At 37.8% G+C, this 18289-nt stretch carries 13 protein-coding genes and 4 tRNA genes; 12 read left to right on the top strand and 5 right to left on the bottom strand.

Going from position 1 to position 18289, the window contains the following annotated elements; all coding sequences use genetic code 11:
* The first annotated feature begins 3 nt into the window (after positions 1–3).
* The 4 genes from DEU39_RS13215 (at position 4) to DEU39_RS13200 (ending at position 531) form a co-directional block, all read left to right on the top strand.
* Positions 4–79, top strand: a tRNA-Gly gene (locus DEU39_RS13215).
* Positions 80–85: 6 nt separating this feature from the next.
* Positions 86–169: transfer RNA gene (locus tag DEU39_RS13210), tRNA-Leu, on the top strand.
* Between the two features lie 120 nt (positions 170–289).
* Positions 290–371: transfer RNA gene (locus DEU39_RS13205), tRNA-Leu, on the top strand.
* Between the two features lie 76 nt (positions 372–447).
* Positions 448–531: transfer RNA gene (locus tag DEU39_RS13200), tRNA-Leu, on the top strand.
* A gap of 84 nt (positions 532–615) precedes the next feature.
* Here DEU39_RS13200 and DEU39_RS13195 read toward each other — a convergent pair.
* Entirely contained in the window at positions 616–1251 is a 636-nt protein-coding gene (locus tag DEU39_RS13195) for a helix-turn-helix domain-containing protein (RefSeq protein ID WP_120232282.1), read from the bottom strand.
* Positions 1252–1373: 122 nt separating this feature from the next.
* Here DEU39_RS13195 and DEU39_RS13190 point away from each other — a divergent pair, with 122 nt between their 5' ends.
* The 8 genes from DEU39_RS13190 (at position 1374) to DEU39_RS13155 (ending at position 12808) form a co-directional block, all read left to right on the top strand.
* The gene (locus DEU39_RS13190; RefSeq protein WP_034693957.1) at positions 1374–1769 is read left to right on the top strand and encodes a hypothetical protein; all 396 of its coding nucleotides are present in this window, start codon (positions 1374–1376) and stop codon (positions 1767–1769) included.
* Positions 1770–1788: 19 nt separating this feature from the next.
* The gene (locus DEU39_RS13185) at positions 1789–2490 is read left to right on the top strand and encodes a PspA/IM30 family protein (protein ID WP_120232281.1); all 702 of its coding nucleotides are present in this window, start codon (positions 1789–1791) and stop codon (positions 2488–2490) included.
* 3 nt (positions 2491–2493) lie between these two features.
* Positions 2494–3150, top strand: coding sequence for a hypothetical protein (locus DEU39_RS13180; protein WP_120232280.1), 657 nt, complete (start codon positions 2494–2496; stop codon positions 3148–3150).
* A 125-nt stretch (positions 3151–3275) separates the two neighbouring features.
* Positions 3276–5297 (top strand): flotillin family protein, encoded by a 2022-nt coding sequence (locus tag DEU39_RS13175; RefSeq protein WP_062672688.1) that lies wholly within the window; start codon positions 3276–3278, stop codon positions 5295–5297.
* Positions 5298–5451: 154 nt separating this feature from the next.
* The gene (locus DEU39_RS13170) at positions 5452–10254 is read left to right on the top strand and encodes a DNA repair ATPase (protein WP_120232279.1); all 4803 of its coding nucleotides are present in this window, start codon (positions 5452–5454) and stop codon (positions 10252–10254) included.
* A 231-nt stretch (positions 10255–10485) separates the two neighbouring features.
* The gene (locus DEU39_RS13165) at positions 10486–10854 is read left to right on the top strand and encodes a hypothetical protein (protein ID WP_062672683.1); all 369 of its coding nucleotides are present in this window, start codon (positions 10486–10488) and stop codon (positions 10852–10854) included.
* Between the two features lie 41 nt (positions 10855–10895).
* A complete protein-coding gene (locus DEU39_RS13160) occupies positions 10896–12311 on the top strand; it encodes a PLP-dependent aminotransferase family protein (RefSeq protein WP_120232278.1) in 1416 nt (471 codons plus the stop codon).
* 14 nt (positions 12312–12325) lie between these two features.
* On the top strand, positions 12326–12808 hold the full coding sequence (locus DEU39_RS13155; protein ID WP_120232277.1) for a GNAT family N-acetyltransferase: 483 nt from the start codon (positions 12326–12328) through the stop codon (positions 12806–12808).
* A gap of 74 nt (positions 12809–12882) precedes the next feature.
* On the opposite strand, the gene DEU39_RS13150 is transcribed toward DEU39_RS13155, so the two are convergent.
* From DEU39_RS13150 to DEU39_RS13135, 4 genes are all read right to left on the bottom strand, one after another.
* The gene (locus DEU39_RS13150) at positions 12883–14736 is read right to left on the bottom strand and encodes a LamG-like jellyroll fold domain-containing protein (RefSeq protein WP_120232276.1); all 1854 of its coding nucleotides are present in this window, start codon (positions 14734–14736) and stop codon (positions 12883–12885) included.
* Positions 14737–15141: 405 nt separating this feature from the next.
* Positions 15142–15810 carry an HAD-IA family hydrolase gene (locus tag DEU39_RS13145; protein WP_062673735.1) on the bottom strand — a complete coding sequence of 223 codons (669 nt, stop codon included), beginning with the start codon at positions 15808–15810 and terminating at the stop codon, positions 15142–15144.
* A 7-nt stretch (positions 15811–15817) separates the two neighbouring features.
* Positions 15818–16972: a TIGR03364 family FAD-dependent oxidoreductase gene (locus DEU39_RS13140; protein WP_120232275.1), complete on the bottom strand. Its 1155-nt coding sequence runs from the start codon at positions 16970–16972 to the stop codon at positions 15818–15820.
* An 11-nt stretch (positions 16973–16983) separates the two neighbouring features.
* Positions 16984–18282, bottom strand: coding sequence for a DUF5690 family protein (locus DEU39_RS13135; RefSeq protein WP_120232274.1), 1299 nt, complete (start codon positions 18280–18282; stop codon positions 16984–16986).
* Positions 18283–18289: the final 7 nt, after the last annotated feature.

Genomic DNA, 18289 nt, shown 5'->3' with positions numbered 1-18289 from the left:
TATGCGAAAATAGCTCAGCTGGTAGAGCACAACCTTGCCAAGGTTGGGGTCGCGGGTTCGAATCCCGTTTTTCGCTCCACACCATGCCCTGGTGGTGGAACTGGTAGACACGCAGGACTTAAAATCCTGTGTCCGCAAGGACGTACGGGTTCAAGTCCCGTCTGGGGTACAAGACCCTCTGTAATATCTTACAGAGGGTTTTTTGTTTTAATAGAGAGTGTTCTTTAAATAAAAATCTTATATTTGTAAGAAATCAGGTTGAATCTGAGTATTCAGATCAGCAAAACCAGCGGATGTGGTGTAATTGGTAGCCACGCCAGACTTAGGATCTGGTGCCGTGAGGCGTGGGGGTTCGAGTCCCTTCATCCGCACAATTCGAAAGACTCTGGAGAGTTTTTAAGAAGGTTGGAACCCTTGGTTCGAATCTTTTTTTTTTGCCCACACCATGCCCTGGTGGTGGAACTGGTAGACACGCAGGACTTAAAATCCTGTGTCCGCAAGGACGTACGGGTTCAAGTCCCGTCTGGGGTACAAGGTCCTCTGTAATGTATTACGGAGGGCTTTTTTGTTTTATAATCTTCAACCTTTTTGCAAAGTCAATAAACTGATGCTTTCTCAGTTGTTGAGCAGATCCGTTTTCTTTTCCAGTTTTTCCAGCCTTTCAAAAATACTGGTGAAAATATTTTTCTCAGTAGTAGAAACGTATCCTACAATTTTATAATATTCCGTACGAGATTTGGTTATTGTTTGTTTATCAGTAACATATGAGAGGTTCCCATCCTGATAAATAAGAAGATGGTTGATAGATTCTGTTTTCTGATCTGCTTTGTTCAGAAATAGAATATCACCGTATTGATATTGTGGTAGCAAAGGTTTTTCAGAAGTAAATTCATACAAAAGATCAACGGATGCTAATATTTTTTGCACTACTGGCGTGTTTGGATTATTTTCTTCTGTGTCTGTCTTTGCTTCTTTGCTGTTTTGAATAGCCAGCTCCGGGAAAAGCATCAGCTGATCTATATCAGAAACGCTTACTAATTGGTTTACCTGGAGGATTTCTGTCAGTAATTTGTCAAGATTAAGGTTAAAATGATTAGCTACCTTTAATATAGTTTCTATCTTAGGTTCTGCACGCCCTTCCTCATAAGAGCTTATTACCCCTCTGTTTAAATCAAATAAATCAGCAAAAGCCTTTTGACTTAGTCCTTTAACCTGTCTTATTTTTTTAATATTAGTTCCAAAGAAGCTCATTTTGTCTAATCTTTTTTGCAAATATAGAGAATCTGAAACAATTATTTGCTAATAATATTTGCATTTTGAAAATTTTATTTTATATTTGTCTAGACGAAAAATAAAACACTAAACCAGCCATCATGAGAAATCAAATATTCAGAACGGTCAAAGAGTGGTTGTTAGATTATGAGTTTAACATCACGTTGGAAGATGAGGCTCAGAGAATCTTAATCATCGAAAAAGAATCCAACGGGATAAAAAACATGATTCTTATAATATCAGACTCTATTCTGATCATGGAACAGTTTCTTTTTGAAATCAAAAATCCATCCGAAAAAATATTTCTGAGACTCCTTCAGAAAAACAGAGACATCGTTCACGGAGCATTTGTACTGGACGGAAGCGGAAGAAGGGTGATTTTCAGAGATACACTCCCAACCGATAATATGGCGCAAAACGAAGTGATGGCTTCCATCAATTCTTTAGGAATCCTTGTGGGGGAATTTACAACGGAAATGCTTGAAATGAGTAAGTAATTCACAAAAGATATTTAAAATGAACATTTTTAAAAGATTGTTAACGATAGGAAAAGCAGAAATCCATTCTGTGATTGACAGCTTTGAAGACCCAATCAATTTAACGGAACAGGGAATCCGCGAAATGAAAGAACAGCTGGGAAAAAGTATAGAAGCTCTCGCTCAGCTGAAAGCTCTTGCCATACGCAAAAAAAATGAAGCAGAGACTGAAGAGCAAACAGCCAAAGATTACTATAATAAAGCTATAGTCATTGTTCAGAAAGCCGAAAAAGGAGAAGTGGAAACCGCTGAGGCAGACCGCCTTGCTAAAGAAGCACTGAAAAAACAGACCTCTTCATTGGAAAAGGCAACAGCTCTTCAGAAAGAACATGAGAAACTGTTTGCTGACTGCGAGAAGTTACAGGGTAATATCAACCATTTGAAATCAAGCATTACCAAATGGGAAAATGAATTGAAAACCCTGAAAGCAAGAGTTCAGGTGAGTGAAGCCACAAAAGATATCAATCAGAAGATGACCCAGATGGATACCGGAAGCGCGGTAAGCATGCTGGAAAAACTGAAGGATCGTGTTGTACAGCAGGAAGCCCTTGCAGAAGCTTATTCTGACCTTTCAAAATCAGGAAAAAGCATTGATGAAGAGATCGATGCCATGGTAAACAATAATGATACAAAAGCTGAAGAAGCTTTAAACAGATTAAAGGAAACCCTTAAAAAAGGCTAATATATGACCTTTCAGGAATTTTTAAATATAGCATTTTCTCCGGTAAATACGGTGCTGACAGTGCTTCTCGGGCTTTCAGTGGTCTATTGGCTCTTTACCATTCTTACAGGGTTGGATATCGATGTAGGAATTCATTCCGACCTGGATGCAGATGCTGATATAGAAGCTCCGGACGGTCATCTTCACGCATCCGATCATGATCCTTCAGCCTGGATGCATTTCCTGAAATTTCTGAATCTGGATATCGTTCCGGTCACGTATTTTCTTACACTTTCATTGCTGATCACATGGCTGGGCTCGTTTTATCTGAATTATTTCGTACCTCTTCCTACTTGGGCAGGAATACTGATCCTTTTTCCAATGATGATTGGAGGAATGCTATTAACCAAAATCATTCTGAAACCGCTGAATCCCTTTTTTAAGGAAATCAATCATAAAGGTGAATTATCGTACGCCTTTTTAGGAAGAGAAGGCCGCCTGAAATCAAGCATTCAGGATGATAAAATAGGGATGATGGAAGTCTTTATCGGAAGCGATCCTATGACGCTGATGGTGAGGAGCAATGACGGAAGCAGGCTGGAGCATGGAACCCGGGTTATGATTGTAGATGAGGAACCCGAAAAAAGGATTTACTATGTACAGAAATCAATAAGATATTAAAATAAAAAACTAATAACCATGCTAACTATTTTTTTGATCTTGCTGAATTATATCCAGGATATCATCTTCCAATTCTTATAAAAACAAAAAAAACACATCTATATAAACTATAAACTTATAAAACTATGAACTTACCTTTAATTGCTGGAATTGTTGTTGCTGTGGTAGCATCAATCGGATTGATTTTCTGGATTTTATCGATGTATAAAAAAACTGTTCAGGGAATTGTTATTTTAAGAACTGGTTATGGAGGTACAAAAGTCTTCTTTAATGCCGGTATTGTCATTCCTATTATCCATCGTATGGAATCTATGGATATCTCCGTAAAAAAACTGGAGATTTCAAGAGAGGGAAGAGCAGGCTTGATCTGCAAAGACAATATGAGAGCAGATATTCAGGTGGCATTTTTTATCCGTGTCAATAAATCAGTAGATGATATTGTGAATGTAGGGCAAACTATTGGTTGCCAGCGTGCTTCTGATGCCCAGACATTAAGAGAATTGTTTGAAGCTAAATTTTCAGAAGCTCTTAAAACAGTAGGAAAGAAATTTGATTTCACCGAATTATATGAAGCAAGAAGCGAGTTCCGCCAGGAAATCCTTGATATCATCGGAACAGATCTTAACGGATATGTCTTGGATGACTGTGCGATAGACTACCTTGAGCAGACTTCCATTGATAAATTAGATAAAGATAATATCCTTGATTCAGAAGGAATTAAGAAAATTACTGAACTTACAGCAACCCAAAATATTAAAGCCAATCAGGTTCGTCGTGATGAAGAAAAAACCATTACAAAACAGAACGTAGAAGCCCGTGAAGCCATTCTGGAACTTGAAAAACAGCTGGCAGAAAAAGAAGAATCTCAAAAAAGAGAAGTGGCCAATATCAAAGCCCGAGAAAATGCGGAAATTCTGAAAGTAGAAGAAGAAGAACGTCTGAGATATGAAACCGTTCGTATTGCTACAGAAGAAAAATTGCAGATTGCAGAAGAAAATAAACTTCGTCAGGTCGTTATTGCTGCTAAAAACAAAGAACGTGCAGATCTGGTAGAAACAGAAAGAGTATTAAAAGATAAAGCCCTTGAAGCTACAGAAAGAGAAAGAATTGTCTCTCTTGCTCAGATTGAAAAAGAGAAAGCAATAGAGCTGGAGAAGAAAAGTATTCAGGATGCGATCCGCGAGCGATTAACCATGGAGAAAACCGTAGTGGAAGAGCAGCAGGGAATCAAAGATCTGGAAGCCTTCAAAACAGCAGAAAGAAACAAGCAGGTAGAAATTACCGTTGCCACTCAGGAAGCAGAGAAAAAGCTGATCGAGGAAACAAGAGCTGCAGAATCCCGCAGATTGGCAGCAGAAAAAGATGCGCAGAAATATGTAATTGAAGCACAGGCGAAGAGAGATGCAGCAGAAAAAGAAGCTGAAGCCCGTAAGATCATTGCAGATGCGAAAGCAAAAGAAGAAGCAACCGTAGGATTATCAGAAGCTCAGGTAATGCATGCGAAAGCAGATGCTGCAGAAAGACAAGGCGTTGCAGAAGCAACTGTTATTGAGAAAAAAGCTGATGCCAACAAAAAAGAAGGAATTGCCCAGGCAGAAGTCATCAAAGAAAAAGCATTGGCAGAAGCAGCAGGAATCACAGAGAAAGCAGAAGCCATGAAGAAACTGAATGATGCCGGAAAAGATCACGAAGAATTCCGTCTTCAGCTTGCCAAAGAAAAAGATGTGGAACTGGCTCAGATCGCTATTCAGAAAGATATCGCAGAAGCGCAGTCTATGGTACTGGCGGAAGCTTTCAAATCTGCAAAAATTGATATCGTCGGAGGGGACAATACTTTCTTCGACAATGTTATAAGACAGGTTTCTGCAGGAAAAGGGCTGGATAAGTTCATCAGCCACAGTGAAAATGCACAGATTGTAAAAGAAAACCTTCTGGGTGATGGAGAAAATATCATCGGAAAAGTGATGGGAATGGTGGATAAATATAAAATCTCTTCTGATGACATCAAAAATATGAGCATTGCTTCTTTGATCTTTAAACTGAATGGCGTAGCCAATCAACAGGAAAAAGGTATTCTGGAAAGAGCTCTGGACATGGCTAAACACCTGGGTGTGGAGCACAAGCCGGTGAATAACAACCATGTTTAATACAAGAGTGCTTTAAATGCTTAAAAGATTCTAACACTCAAACCTTATAGGTTTCCAAAATCTATAAGGTTTATATCAAAAAAATTTTCAAAGTACCACAAGTTATACAAAGACCTGCTGTAATTCAGCAGTCATGACAACCTAAATAAAAACGATGTCAGAACAACTTAATTCCGGAACTTACGAAATTATTCAGAACCGTTTAAATGAGCAGAAGAATGATCTGATTCAGAGACTTCAACAGCTTAATGAAAACCGTAAAAATATATTTGGCGGAGTCGATTTTTCGCTTGTAGCCAATGAAAGAATTTCTACGGATCACAGCTGTATTGCCAAAGATATCTATTCACTGGGTGACCACCTGATTTTCGGGTCTAATGCACATCTGGGACTTCAGACGGAAATCAATATTTCGGACGTTTTTTCAATATATACAATCAATAATGACCGGTTTGAACCTCAGGATCACACCCTGATCAATGATGAGGTTTTCATTGACGAGTTTAAAAACCTTTACAAATATTACAGAAATACTTTCTTTGCCCGATTTACCTTCACGGAAAACTATCTTTATATGGTTTTTCAGCTGTCGGAAAGTACTACAGATATCAAAGCCTTTAAATGGCTGATTAAAGGGAATCACTTGACGTATATCGATTCGAGAAGTGCCTCCGAAACCTCATATCCTCAGCAGCATGGCTTTGTATGGACAAAGGCAACAAGAGATATGCAGAGATCCGGAAAACATCCTCATATTTCCTTAGCAGATAAAGTTTTTGTAGAAAGCATCGGTGGAGATATTACCATCAAAGTAGAAGACAATACAGATACCGGGAAGGGAATTTATTCTGAAGATGTCATTCACAAAGATCAGAATCTGGATGATGCAGAGATTCATTTCTGTGATCTGGATAATCTTGTTTTGTTTAAAATAAAGCCTTATCAGGAAACAGAACGCTATTTTATTTATAACCACAAAGAAAAGACCGTTTCCAGAGCAGATGCTCTTAAATATTCGGGACTTTTGCTTCCCGAAAATCAAGGGGTATTGTTTTCAAACGGATATGCGCTTCAGACCGGAGGATTAAAAGTGATTTCTCAGGATCAGAACAGGCTTTACTATCTGAAAACCATTACGGAACCGAACGGAGAGAACTTTTTGTATGTTTTTTATGATGATAAAACGAATAACTATCAGCTTATTTCTTACAATATCATCACCCAGACCATAGAAACTCCGATCCGTTGTAGTGGATTTACGTTTTTACATGATGGAAAACTGATCTATCTGAGAGAAAGCATCGAAACCACAAAGCATCATCTGTCTCAGATCTGGCAGACTCCTTTTTCTAAAGAACTGTTACCCAATATTGAAAAAGCAGACAGTTTACTTTACAAAATAGGAAATAAGGATATTGTAAGAGTAATGGCAGAGAGTCAGGAGCTGATCACCCTTCTGAACAAAAAAGACTCTTACAGTGGTTTATATGATGATATCGTAAAGCTCTCAACCTTTATTCTGGATACTTACTATTTCCTTGGTGAAGATGAGGTCCAGAAGCTTGATGCACCATTGAAGGAGATCAGAGCGATTGCCCATTCTGCCATCAATGAATATGAAAAAGTAGTAGAACAACGGAAGAACACAGAAGAAGCTTTAGAAAAGATAAAACAGTCCTGTGAGAAAATTCTTGATGATACCAAAAGGCTTCATTACTCTCAGCTTACAGAGTATATTGATGCCCTTTCTCAGATCAGAGCTTTAAGGGGTGAAGTGACAGGAGCAAGAGAGCTTAAATATGCAGACACTGCTTTACTGGATAAATTGGAAAAATCCCTTGCAGACCGTTATACAGAACTTTCAAATGCCTGTGTAGAATTTCTGCTTCAGGAAGGAGCATTATTGCCATACGAAGAAAGGGCACAGCAGATTTCCGAAGATATCATTGGATTACAGAAAGCCATTGATGCCAAAACAATTGAAGAAAATATCAATACCCTTTCCGGGCAGCTTGAATTATTGGTGGATATCGTTAATAACCTTAAAATTGAAGACACCTCCCAGTCTACCCAGATTATTGAAAACATCTCTCTGATTTTTGCAAAACTGAATCAGGAAAGACTTGAACTCAGCAAAAGAAAAAGAGAAATTTCAGGGAAAGAACTGGCTTCAGATTTTCAGGCTCAGATTACCTTATTTGACCAGTCTGTGATCAATTTTCTGGAGCTTTCGCAAACTCCTGAGAAATGTGATGAATATCTGACCAAACTTTCTATTCAGTTGGAAGAAATGGAAACGAAATTTATTGATTTCGAAGAATTCATTCAGCAGATAGGAATCAAAAGAGAAGAGGTTTACGGACATTTCCAAAATAAAAGGGTACAGCTTACCGAAGCAAGAAATAAAAGGACTCAGAATCTTTTTGATGCTGCACAGAGAATCCTGAAATCCGTACAGACCAAAGCAGAATCTTTTGACTCAGAAAATGATATCAATGGCTATTTTGCCGCCGATCTGATGGTGGAGAAAGTGAGAGATCTCTCCAGACAGCTCGCAGAACTGGAAGATTCAGCAAAGTCGGAGGAGGTTCAAACCTTGTTAAAAACCCAGCAGCAGGAAGCAGTTAGAAAGCTGAAAGATAAAAAAGAGATCTACGCAGACGGGGAAAGCGTTATTGCATTGGGAGACTATAAATTTGCAGTCAATCAGCAGAAGCTGGACCTTACTTTGGTGCTTAGAAATGCTCAATATTACTACCACCTTACCGGAACCAGCTTTTATGAACCTTTAAACTTCACAGCTGATGAATTCAAAGAAGTATGGAATCAGGAATTTGTTTCAGAAAATAACAAAGTAAAAAGATTTGAATACCTCGCCTGGAATGTGTTTTCCGCTCACAAGGAAATAACCTCAGAGGCTGAAAACGAAAAGGCTGTACAGCAGTTTACAGCAGAGCATTTCGGAGAAGGACTGGTAAAAGGAATTCATGATAAAGATGCTGAGATAATTGTATTGAAACTTCAGCAGATGCACAATGAACTGGGACTGATGAGGTTCACAACAGAGGAAAGATCATTAGCACAGCTTTTCTGGTTTTTCCTGGAAAATGATAAAAAAGAATATTATACCAAACAGTTTGAAGCAGCCGCTATTATTGCTGAATCATTCACTATAAAGCAAGGATTTGAGTATTTAAGCAGAGAACTTTCAGAAGAAATGAAATCTTTTGCATCAGCCCATGGTATTTTTAAAGAAACGGATTGTATCAATGCTGCCACCTACCTGAAACAGGAAGATAAAGAAAACTTCCTGATTTCAGAAAAAGCAGCAGCATTGTATGAATTGTTCCTGAAAGAACTGAAGGAAAAAGGCAAAGACCTTGAGTTTATTAACCAGCTAAAGGTGATGTATGAATATCCTAAGGCATGTTATTATATTGCGGAAAGCGCGGTAAATGCCTTTGGTTCAGAGGTTAACCGGGATATTATGCCGGAGGTGGCAGCATTTATCATTACCCAAAAATTTGATCCGAAAAATATCAAACACATTGCGTATGAAGTAGCCATAAAAGAGCTGAAGTCGCTTGAAAAAGAGACAGAATATCATCTTAACTACTTTGAGTTTGTATCCCGCCTTAGCCATTTTAATACAGTTACCGTTCCTAAATACAAACAGCTTCAGGAATTGAAATACAACTGGGTAGATGAAAAGAAAAAAGCATTGAAGCTGGATACTTTCAAGCCTCAGGTATTAAGCTCATTTGTGAGAAATAAACTGATTAATGATGTTTATTTTCCTCTTATCGGAGCGAATCTTGCCAAGCAATTGGGAACAGCAGGTTCAGACAAAAGAACAGACAGAATGGGAATGCTTCTTCTAGTATCTCCACCCGGATACGGAAAGACAACCCTGATGGAATATATGGCAGAGCGTATGGGACTGGTATTTATGAAGATCAACGGACCATCTTTAGGATACGATATTGTATCAACAGACCCTTCTGAAGCCAAAAATGCTGGGGCAAGACAAGAGCTTGAAAAACTGAATCTTGCGCTGGAAATGGGAGATAATGTTATGCTTTATCTTGATGATATCCAACACTGTAATCCTGAATTTTTACAGAAATTCATCTCTCTTGCAGACGGACAGAGAAAGATTGAAGGAATATACAATGGAGAAAGTAAAACTTATGACCTTCGATCCAAAAGATTCTGCCTTGTCATGGCTGGAAATCCATACACAGAGAGTGGAGAAAAGTTTAAAATTCCGGACATGCTGGCCAACCGTTCAGATACATACAATCTGGGAGAAATATCCGGATCGAAAACAGACCTTTTTGACCTGAGTCTTATTGAAAATGCTTTAATGTCTAATGAATATCTGACCAGGCTGACCAATCCGGGAATGGAAAACCTGTATGAACTTTATGATTGTGTACTTACAGATAATCCTGCCGATAACCTGAAAGGAAATTTCAGCTCCAGTGAAATATCAGATTTCAGATCAGTACTGAAAAGCACAATCACAGTGAGAAATATGGTGTTGAAGGTGAACAAAGAATATATCGCGTCCGCAGCCATGTCAGACGATTACAGAAATGAGCCGCCATTCAAACTGCAGGGATCTTACCGTAATATGAATAAGCTGATTGCACAAATACAGCCTATTCTTAAAGATAATGAAGTTACCCAGATTGTCCTGAATCACTATCAGAATGAATCTCAGACACTGACAACCGGAGCAGAAGCCAATATGCTGAAACTGAAAGAACTGATAGGAATTCTTTCAGAAGAAGAAACAAAACGCTGGAATGAAATAAAGAAAACCTTTGTTAAAAATAAAACCTTAAAAGGATTGGGTGAAAATGATAGAATGTCACAGATTGTAGCGCTGCTCGCACAATTTGGAGACGGATTGGAAGGAATCAAAGAAGCCCTGAAAAAAGTAGAACAATAACCATGAGACTTTAAATAGTTGCAGACAGACTGTTTCAGATAGAAACAGTCTGTTTTTTATTTCTATGCTATTATATCAATTGTGCGAATAAGGATTTCTTCCAGACAAAATCTGCTTTATATGCGACAGGAAAAAGATCAGATAAAAAATCTGTACCCATAATATTCTATAGTTCTGTATCTGTGTCCAAAATTAAATACTCCATAATTTTGTTTAGCTAAAGAAGAAAATATGGAAACAATCACTCAACATCAGAAACAGTTTCAATATGCTGAGGCTTATGTATCAGACATGTTGGTGCTGAAAAACATTTTTCTGGAAACACAGAATTTGAAGCAGGTAGATCAGAATTTCGGACTTCCTTTTCTTTTGGCTAAAAACGGAAAAGAAACTGTTGCTTTTGCCAGTCTTATCATCAACGAAAAGGATGAAATATCTTTTAAAATCTATGATAAAAACAGAATGACGGAATCAGAAAAAAGGAATTTTTATTCCCGGGCTGAAAGATATTGCAAAAATAATAATACATCCAATTTCAAGGATCCGGAGCAATTAAAAAGCAGTATCAACAGTATGATCAGTTGGCTGAATCCTGAATAAAAACAGGATAAAATTGTACATTTACTTAAAACCCGGATTCTATGTCTAAAGATGTTCTGTACCTTAAAATAGCCAATTCTGTCACAGAGCAGATTAAAAGTGAAACTCTGCAGTTTGGGGACAGGCTTCCTTCATTGCGAAGTGCCCAGAAATTATATAATGTAAGTCTGAATACCATAAAACAGGCGTATATGGAACTCGAAAGCCGTTCGCTGGTAGAATCACGTCCGAAATATGGATATTATGTAAGCCAGACTTCCCAGCGAAAACTGGCGCTGCCTTCTGTGACACAGATGAAGGTTTCTGAAGGTAAAAATACCCCTCAGGATTTGATTGACAAGGTGTTCGGAAGTATCGGAGGAACAGATGTTACACAATTTGCTCTTGGAATTCCGGGGAAAAGTCTTCTTCCGGTAGCTAAGATGAAAAAATGCATGATTGATGTGATGAAAAGGAAAAGTGACAGCGGAACCAACTACGAACCCGTGCAGGGAAGCGAAGTGCTGCGCCGGGAAATTGCCAAATGGTCAATGGTTATGGAGGGGAAAATCACAGAAGATGATCTGGTCATCACTTCCGGAGCGATGAATGCCGTTTATAATTGTTTAATGGCCGTGACGCAACCGGGAGATTCGGTGGCAGTGGAAAGCCCTGTGTATTTTGGAATTCTTCAGGCCATTCAATTATTGGGATTGAAAGCAGTAGAAATTCCTACGCATCCTATTACAGGAGTGGATCTGGATGCTCTAAAGAAAGTGCTTCCAAAGCTGTCTGCATGTTGTTTTGTGGTAAATTATAATAATCCACTAGGATTTCAGATGCCGGATGAAAACAAAAGAGAATTGGTTAAAATGCTTACCGAACACAATGTTCCTTTGGTAGAAGATGATGTCTACGGAAACATCTATTTCGGAGCAGGAAGACCAAAGCCTTGTAAGTTTTATGATGAAGCAGGAATTGTGATGTGGGTAGGCTCGGTTTCCAAAACATTGGCTCCGGGATTTAGAGTAGGATGGGTAGCACCTGGAAAATTTAAAGAGAAAATTATTCGCCAAAAACTGGTTCAGACGGTGAGCGGACCTTCTTTGTTTTCAGATGTGATTGCAGATTTTCTTGCCCACGGACGCTATGATCATCATCTTAGAATGTTTAGAAAAAAATTATACGCCAACTACCTTCAGATCCAGAAATCGGTGATTGAATATTTTCCGGATAATACCAAAATCTCAGAACCCAAAGGCGGTTTTATGCTCTGGCTGGAACTGGATAAGAGAATATGCACAGAAGATCTTTATGATTTGGCGGTCAGCCAGAAAGTAAACTTTGCCCCGGGAAGGATGTTTTCACAATATAATCAGTATCAGAACTGTATGCGCCTGAATTATGCATTAGAATGGACAGACAGAGTGGAAAGTGATCTGGAAAAGCTGGGGAAAATGATAAAAAACAGAATTTAATAAACCTTATAGTGATGAATGATATCAAGAATGAAGTAAAAATTATAGCGTATGAACCTCAGTATAAAGAAGCCTTCAAAGCTTTAAATGAAGAATGGATCAAAACATTTTTTGTAATGGAAGCGGGAGATTATAAACTGCTGGATCATCCGGAAGAAGAGATTTTAAATAAAGGAGGACATATAGCCTTTGCTTTGCTGGATGGAGAAGTTGTAGGAACCTGCGCATTTGTAAAAACGGAAGATCATCCTCTTACTTTTGAGCTGTCAAAGATGGCAGTAAGTCCTAAAGCTCAGGGAAAAAAAATAGGCTATCTGCTGGGAAATGCTCTAGTGGAAAAAGCAAAAGAATTAAAGGCAGAAAAAGTTTTTCTAGTTACCAACTCTATCCTTGTTCCGGCTATTAAGTTGTACGAAAAGCTGGGCTTTATCCATATCCCTATCGGTCATGCTGAGTACGACCGTGCAGATGTCAGAATGGAGTTAATCTTTGCATAAACAAAAAAATATTAGAACTCGGATAGGAATATCCTTGTTCTAATATCAAATTTAAATCTAATTGCTTTACTGTTTTATTTCTTGATGAATGTCTTGGTCAGTGCTTTTTTGCTTCCGTTGATTTTAATGAAATACACACCAGCCGGAAGATTTCCGATATTGATTTTTTCATCGTAAAAACCTCTTGAAGACTTTAAATGGGTTGTTAAAACATTTGATCCTTTACTGTCGATGATTTCTGCTTTAATTTCCTTATCCTCACATTGATACTGGATTCCAAGGAATGTTGAAACTGGATTAGGATAAATTTTAAAATCTTCAATGATTGCTTTCGTTTCTTTTGCTGCCAATATTTCTTTGGAACATGCCGGAATTCTATTCACTCCATCTATTCCCCATGAAGACTGTACCGGAATACAAAGCCAGTTCAATACCGTAGGGAAATGATCCGTTTCTCTTGTCGTTGAGGTGTAATCATACACTTTAAAATTATTCACTATACCCGCATTATAAGTAGGAGAACCTGTCACAGTCATATGATTGGCGTTTGGACCAGAGTCAGTCAATGTATTTCCTGAAGTTCCATTACATTTCCAATTGGCTAATAATTGAGAATAATAAGGATGTGAAGTTGTAATATCCTGGTTCGCCCAATTCACGATAACATCATTGGGAAGAACCGATTTCCAGATTCTTACATCTTTATAAGAAGCCGCCAGATTAATTCCGTAAGCATTCGTTCCATCTTGGTTTAAGCTCAAAGGAAGCCCGGAATCAATATTTCCGATGGTATTCATTTTAGCAAAAGTTACCGGAACACCATCTTCGTACAATGTTACAAGACCATCTCTGTCAAAGCTTGCCGCAATATGTTTCCACTTATTTGTTTCCACTTTTCCGCCTACCAGGTCAATTCTGTTCGTTCCATCTCCAATATTCATTTTAAAAGTTTGTCCTGAATATCCTGAGAACACAAATCCTTTATTTTTCCCATTAGCCCAGTTTTTATTACTGATCATCACCGGATCACTGGAGTAAGCTGCATTAGGCTTTACCCAAAACTCGATGGTGAAATCCTGGTTAGCTCCAAAATTAAAAGGAGTCTGGCTTGCTGGCTTTGCATAAGTTCCTGCCGGGAAATTCAATTGATTGAATGTTTTATTGGATTCCAGAACAGTTTTGCTGATCTGCTGAGGAATAAATCCAGGATTGGAATACACCGTGAAAATATTTCTTTCGGTAAGATTTCCACCTCCATGAGAACTTTCGATCGCTCCATGATCTGTGGTTAATACAACCAACCAGTCTTCATTATTATAAGAAGGTCTGTTTTTCATTGCAGTCACAATTTCTCCAATATAAGAGTCTGTAGTCTTAATAGAATTGACATATTGAGAAACAGTGGATGAGAATCCATAAGAATGTCCGGCATGGTCTACATCATCAAAATCTACAAAGAGAATATCCGGATTATCATTCTGTAAAGCTGTAACAGCTGCATTTTTCACTGCAAGATCCGTTGCGAGATTACTTTTTACATCAGCGGTTTGAATGATTTTGTCGTTAATAGGTGACCAATGAGCCAGAGAAATGGTTCTTAGTGCGGGATTATAAGTCTCTGCTCTGGTTAAAAAATCAGGGTAGTTGACATAGTTCGGGCTGGTAAAGTTATTGTCCTGAACATTGTGTTTGGTGTGCCATACGCCTGTAAGCATGGTGCTCCATCCGTTTCCGCTCCAGGTAGTAGCAGCGCAAAGTCCGTCAATAGAATAAATAGACTGACTAATGAGGTTTTGGATGTTGGGAGTTGGGGTAGACATCATGACATCTGCACGGCATCCGTCAATACCGATAAAAAGAACTTTTTTGGTCTGAGCTCCAAGGAAACAGCTCATTACAACAGCCATTGACAATAGTTTTGTTTTCATGGGGAAAAAGGGTTTTTAGAATTGTGAAAGTTTACAAATAGTAATTTATTTTTAACTATTGTAAAATTAGTTTACTATTTGTAAAAATTTATGAACGGAAAGTTAATTAATTGATAATTAAAAAGATCACCGAAAAAAGCTTAGATATTAACCACAAAAGCCACAAAGAAAAATGACTCTGTTTATTTTAAGTTACATACTTTGTGAATAGAAGATCAAAAAAGGTTTCTGAATATGTCGGTTATAACAAATACCTAATGATCCGTACTACATTCCCCTCCTCCGGAGGGCTGTCGAAAATTCAAAGAATTTTTGACGGGGCGGTAAAAACACAAACATTTCCAATAGAAAAACCATGGAAACATTTGTGTCAAGAAGTATTTAAAAATAATCTGAAAAAATGGATTAAAGGATTCCCTCAGCTTCAGAAATCGTATTCAGAATATAATCAGGAGCTGCCTTTTCAAGCTCTGATTTACTCTGAGCTCCGGAAAGTACCGCTACTGTTAATCCACAGCCTGCATTTTTGCCCTCTTCAATATCAATCACAGAATCACCTGCCTTTAAAACTTTATGAGCTTCAGTAATATTGAATTTCTTCATTGCAAGATGAATCATTTCAGGACTTGGACGGCTTTCTGAAACATCATCAGCAGTAATCAAAGCATCAAAATGAATACTTTCTTTCCAGTTGAGTTTATCTAAAAGCTGGTGGGCGATTTCTGAGGTATACCCTGTATTTAAAACAATTTTTTTGTTTTGAGACCTCATATTCAATAAGAAATCTTGCGTTCCGTTGATGGGTTTTACATCCAGATTTTGATAAGATTCTTTCAGCTGGTCAGAAAAATTCTCAAAAATAGCAGGAGCATCTTCTTCGTTCCCATTGATTTCTTTTAAAAGACTTGTGATCGCTTCCAGTTTTTCCATTCCGGCACAGCTGGATAATACTTTTTCCAGGCTTACTGCGTAGCCGTAATCATTTACAGCATTGGTAAGTGTTTTGTAGACTACGTTATCTTCATCAATTGTTGTTCCGGCCATATCCAGAACGAGTAATTCTATATTTTTCATTTGAATTTTATGCGTAAATTTTTTCAATATTAAATTTGGAAAAGCCACCGCTTCCCGTCATTCCTTTTCCTCCGATCCCTGTTACAATATGAATATTGGCAGATGGGCTGTGCTCAAAAATATCTTTTGTTTTGCACTGGGAATAGATTCCGAACCATCTCCTCTGAATTTCATACGTAGGAAGATCAATAATTTTCTTAGCCTCATGAATCATGAATTCATCAATCTCCATATTAAGGTCATACCCCAAATCATCGGCATTTTTGGCATCTGCATATTCGTGAGAATCTCCTATGATTACAGAACCGTCAAGAGCCTGTTTGAATAAAATATGAACTCCGTATTTCTTCTCAAACGAATTAGGATCTTCTAAAGCCTTGATTTTCTTAAAAGAAGGACATTCGCTGAAAGATTCATACCTTCTTACAGAAAGTCCAGTAAGGATATTTCCCTGAAGTGAATAGATTCCTTGTGGTTTGGTCTGAAGCATCTGCAGCTTACTCACTTCCAGATCACTGTCATTGAATACTTTAGTATATAAAGTTTTAAACTCGTGTCCACCGCAGATTATGATTTTGGAAGCGTTAAATTCCGTTCCATCAGCCGTTACCGCTGTACATTTCTGATCATCTTCATGGGTTTCCAGTACAGATGTATTGTAGAAGATCTGTAAGCCCATTTTTTCCTGAAGCAGCTTGTGAAGCTTTACAATCATATCTGCAGAATCTACGGAAAGTTCCTGTGGGAAAAACAGACCTCCTTTGCAATAGTCTGAACGAAGACCATCAAACTTCTTGATGCAGTCGTTTTTAGATAATAAAACAGATTCATAATCATTATTTCTGTTGATTTCATATAGCTCTTCAATCAATTGAAGCTCTTCATCATTGGAAGCAATATAGATGGAGCCATTTTGCCTGATGGTAAGGTCTGCCTGATTATGAAGTTCATTGTATATGGCAAGACTTTCCCTTCCGAAATTCTGCCATTTAAGATCCATTCCGGAAGGTACTACCTGTCCGAAATTTCTTACCGTGGCACCCTGAGGAACAGAATTTCTTTCCAGTAAAGCTACCTTAAGGTTTTTCTTCAGTGCATGATAAGCATGGAATGTTCCTAAAATTCCACCTCCTACAACGAGTAAATCAAATTTTGTTGTCATTGTACTATAGTTTATAAAATTTTCGACGTATCGAAATTGATGAATTGATTAGATTTAGAGTTGGGTTTTGACTTTTTTCTGAAAGCCAGAAAAGCAATCACGGAAAGAACGAAAACCGCTATGGTAATGATATAATTTAAGTGGATATAAAAATGCAACCAGGAAGTCTGGGCCGAGCCAAAGTTTTTATACAAAAGAATCAGAACACTTCCCAGATAACCAAAAGAATCTACAATATAGATCAGAAAACCAACATTTCCCTTAATTTCAAAAGCGGCAATCATCCGGTCAAAATAAATTCCATTGAAAGGAATATAGCAAATGTACATTCCGAAGCCTGAAACCGTCATCCATAAAAAAGGTGACAGAGAACCATGCTGAAACAGATACGTAGAAAGCCCTACCGTAAGAATTCCCATAAAAAGAATGTAATGATAATAGGCAAATGCCTTTTTATTGTTCTTTACTTTTACCATAAAGCTTAAAATTACCAGAACCATTACGGCGATAGGAATTTCCGTTAAAGTGAAAATAGAACTGTCAAAAGTAAAGTTCAGTCCGTCCCAGATTTCACGATTAAAATTATCTCTGAAATCCCTTAAAACGGTTAAACTGATATATAAAAATATGATGCACACAATTGGAACAAAAAACTGTTGGATCAGGGCTTTTCTTTCTTTACCATTCAACGGTTGTCTCTTATTTTTAAGCAAAATATCTTCTTCTGAAGGTTTGGGAATTCTTTCAAGCAATAATCCGAAAAGAATCAGAGGAATAATGAAAATAAGTCCGGCTGAAAAAGGCATCCAGAATTCTGAAATGGAAAAAGTATCCATCAGAAATTTTCCTACAGATTTTGTAAAACCAGAAGAAACCACAAAGCTTGAACATAAAAATAATCCTATGATTTCGGTGGTTTTTCGTCCTTCAATATAAGAGAAAACAATTCCCCAGATCATTCCCAGTGGAATACCATTAATAAACATGAAGAGAATATTGTAAGGAGCAGGAACGGCTGCAAATCCTAATAAGGAAAGCTCAGCAATAGCAATGAAAGTAAACAGATAAGCGATTCGTTTCTCAGGTTTCAGTTCCGAAATAAATTTGATCCCGATGAATTTTGAGATAAAATATCCAATAGCTTGGACAATGATAATCAGAATCTTATAATCTACTCCGAAATAGGAAAGCCCTTCGAAGGAAGCTACGGTAAAAGGTTTCCTGAAACCGTACATGCAGAAGTAAACACCGAAAGCAGCAAATGCGGCCTTCAGTGTTACCAGTGTTTTTTTATTGATGGTTCTGGCCATGGTAATG

The organism is Chryseobacterium sp. AG363 (assembly GCF_003610675.1).
In the GTDB taxonomy this organism is placed as follows: Bacteria; Bacteroidota; Bacteroidia; order Flavobacteriales; family Weeksellaceae; genus Chryseobacterium; species Chryseobacterium cucumeris.
This window is presented reverse-complemented; position numbering and strand designations above follow the sequence as displayed.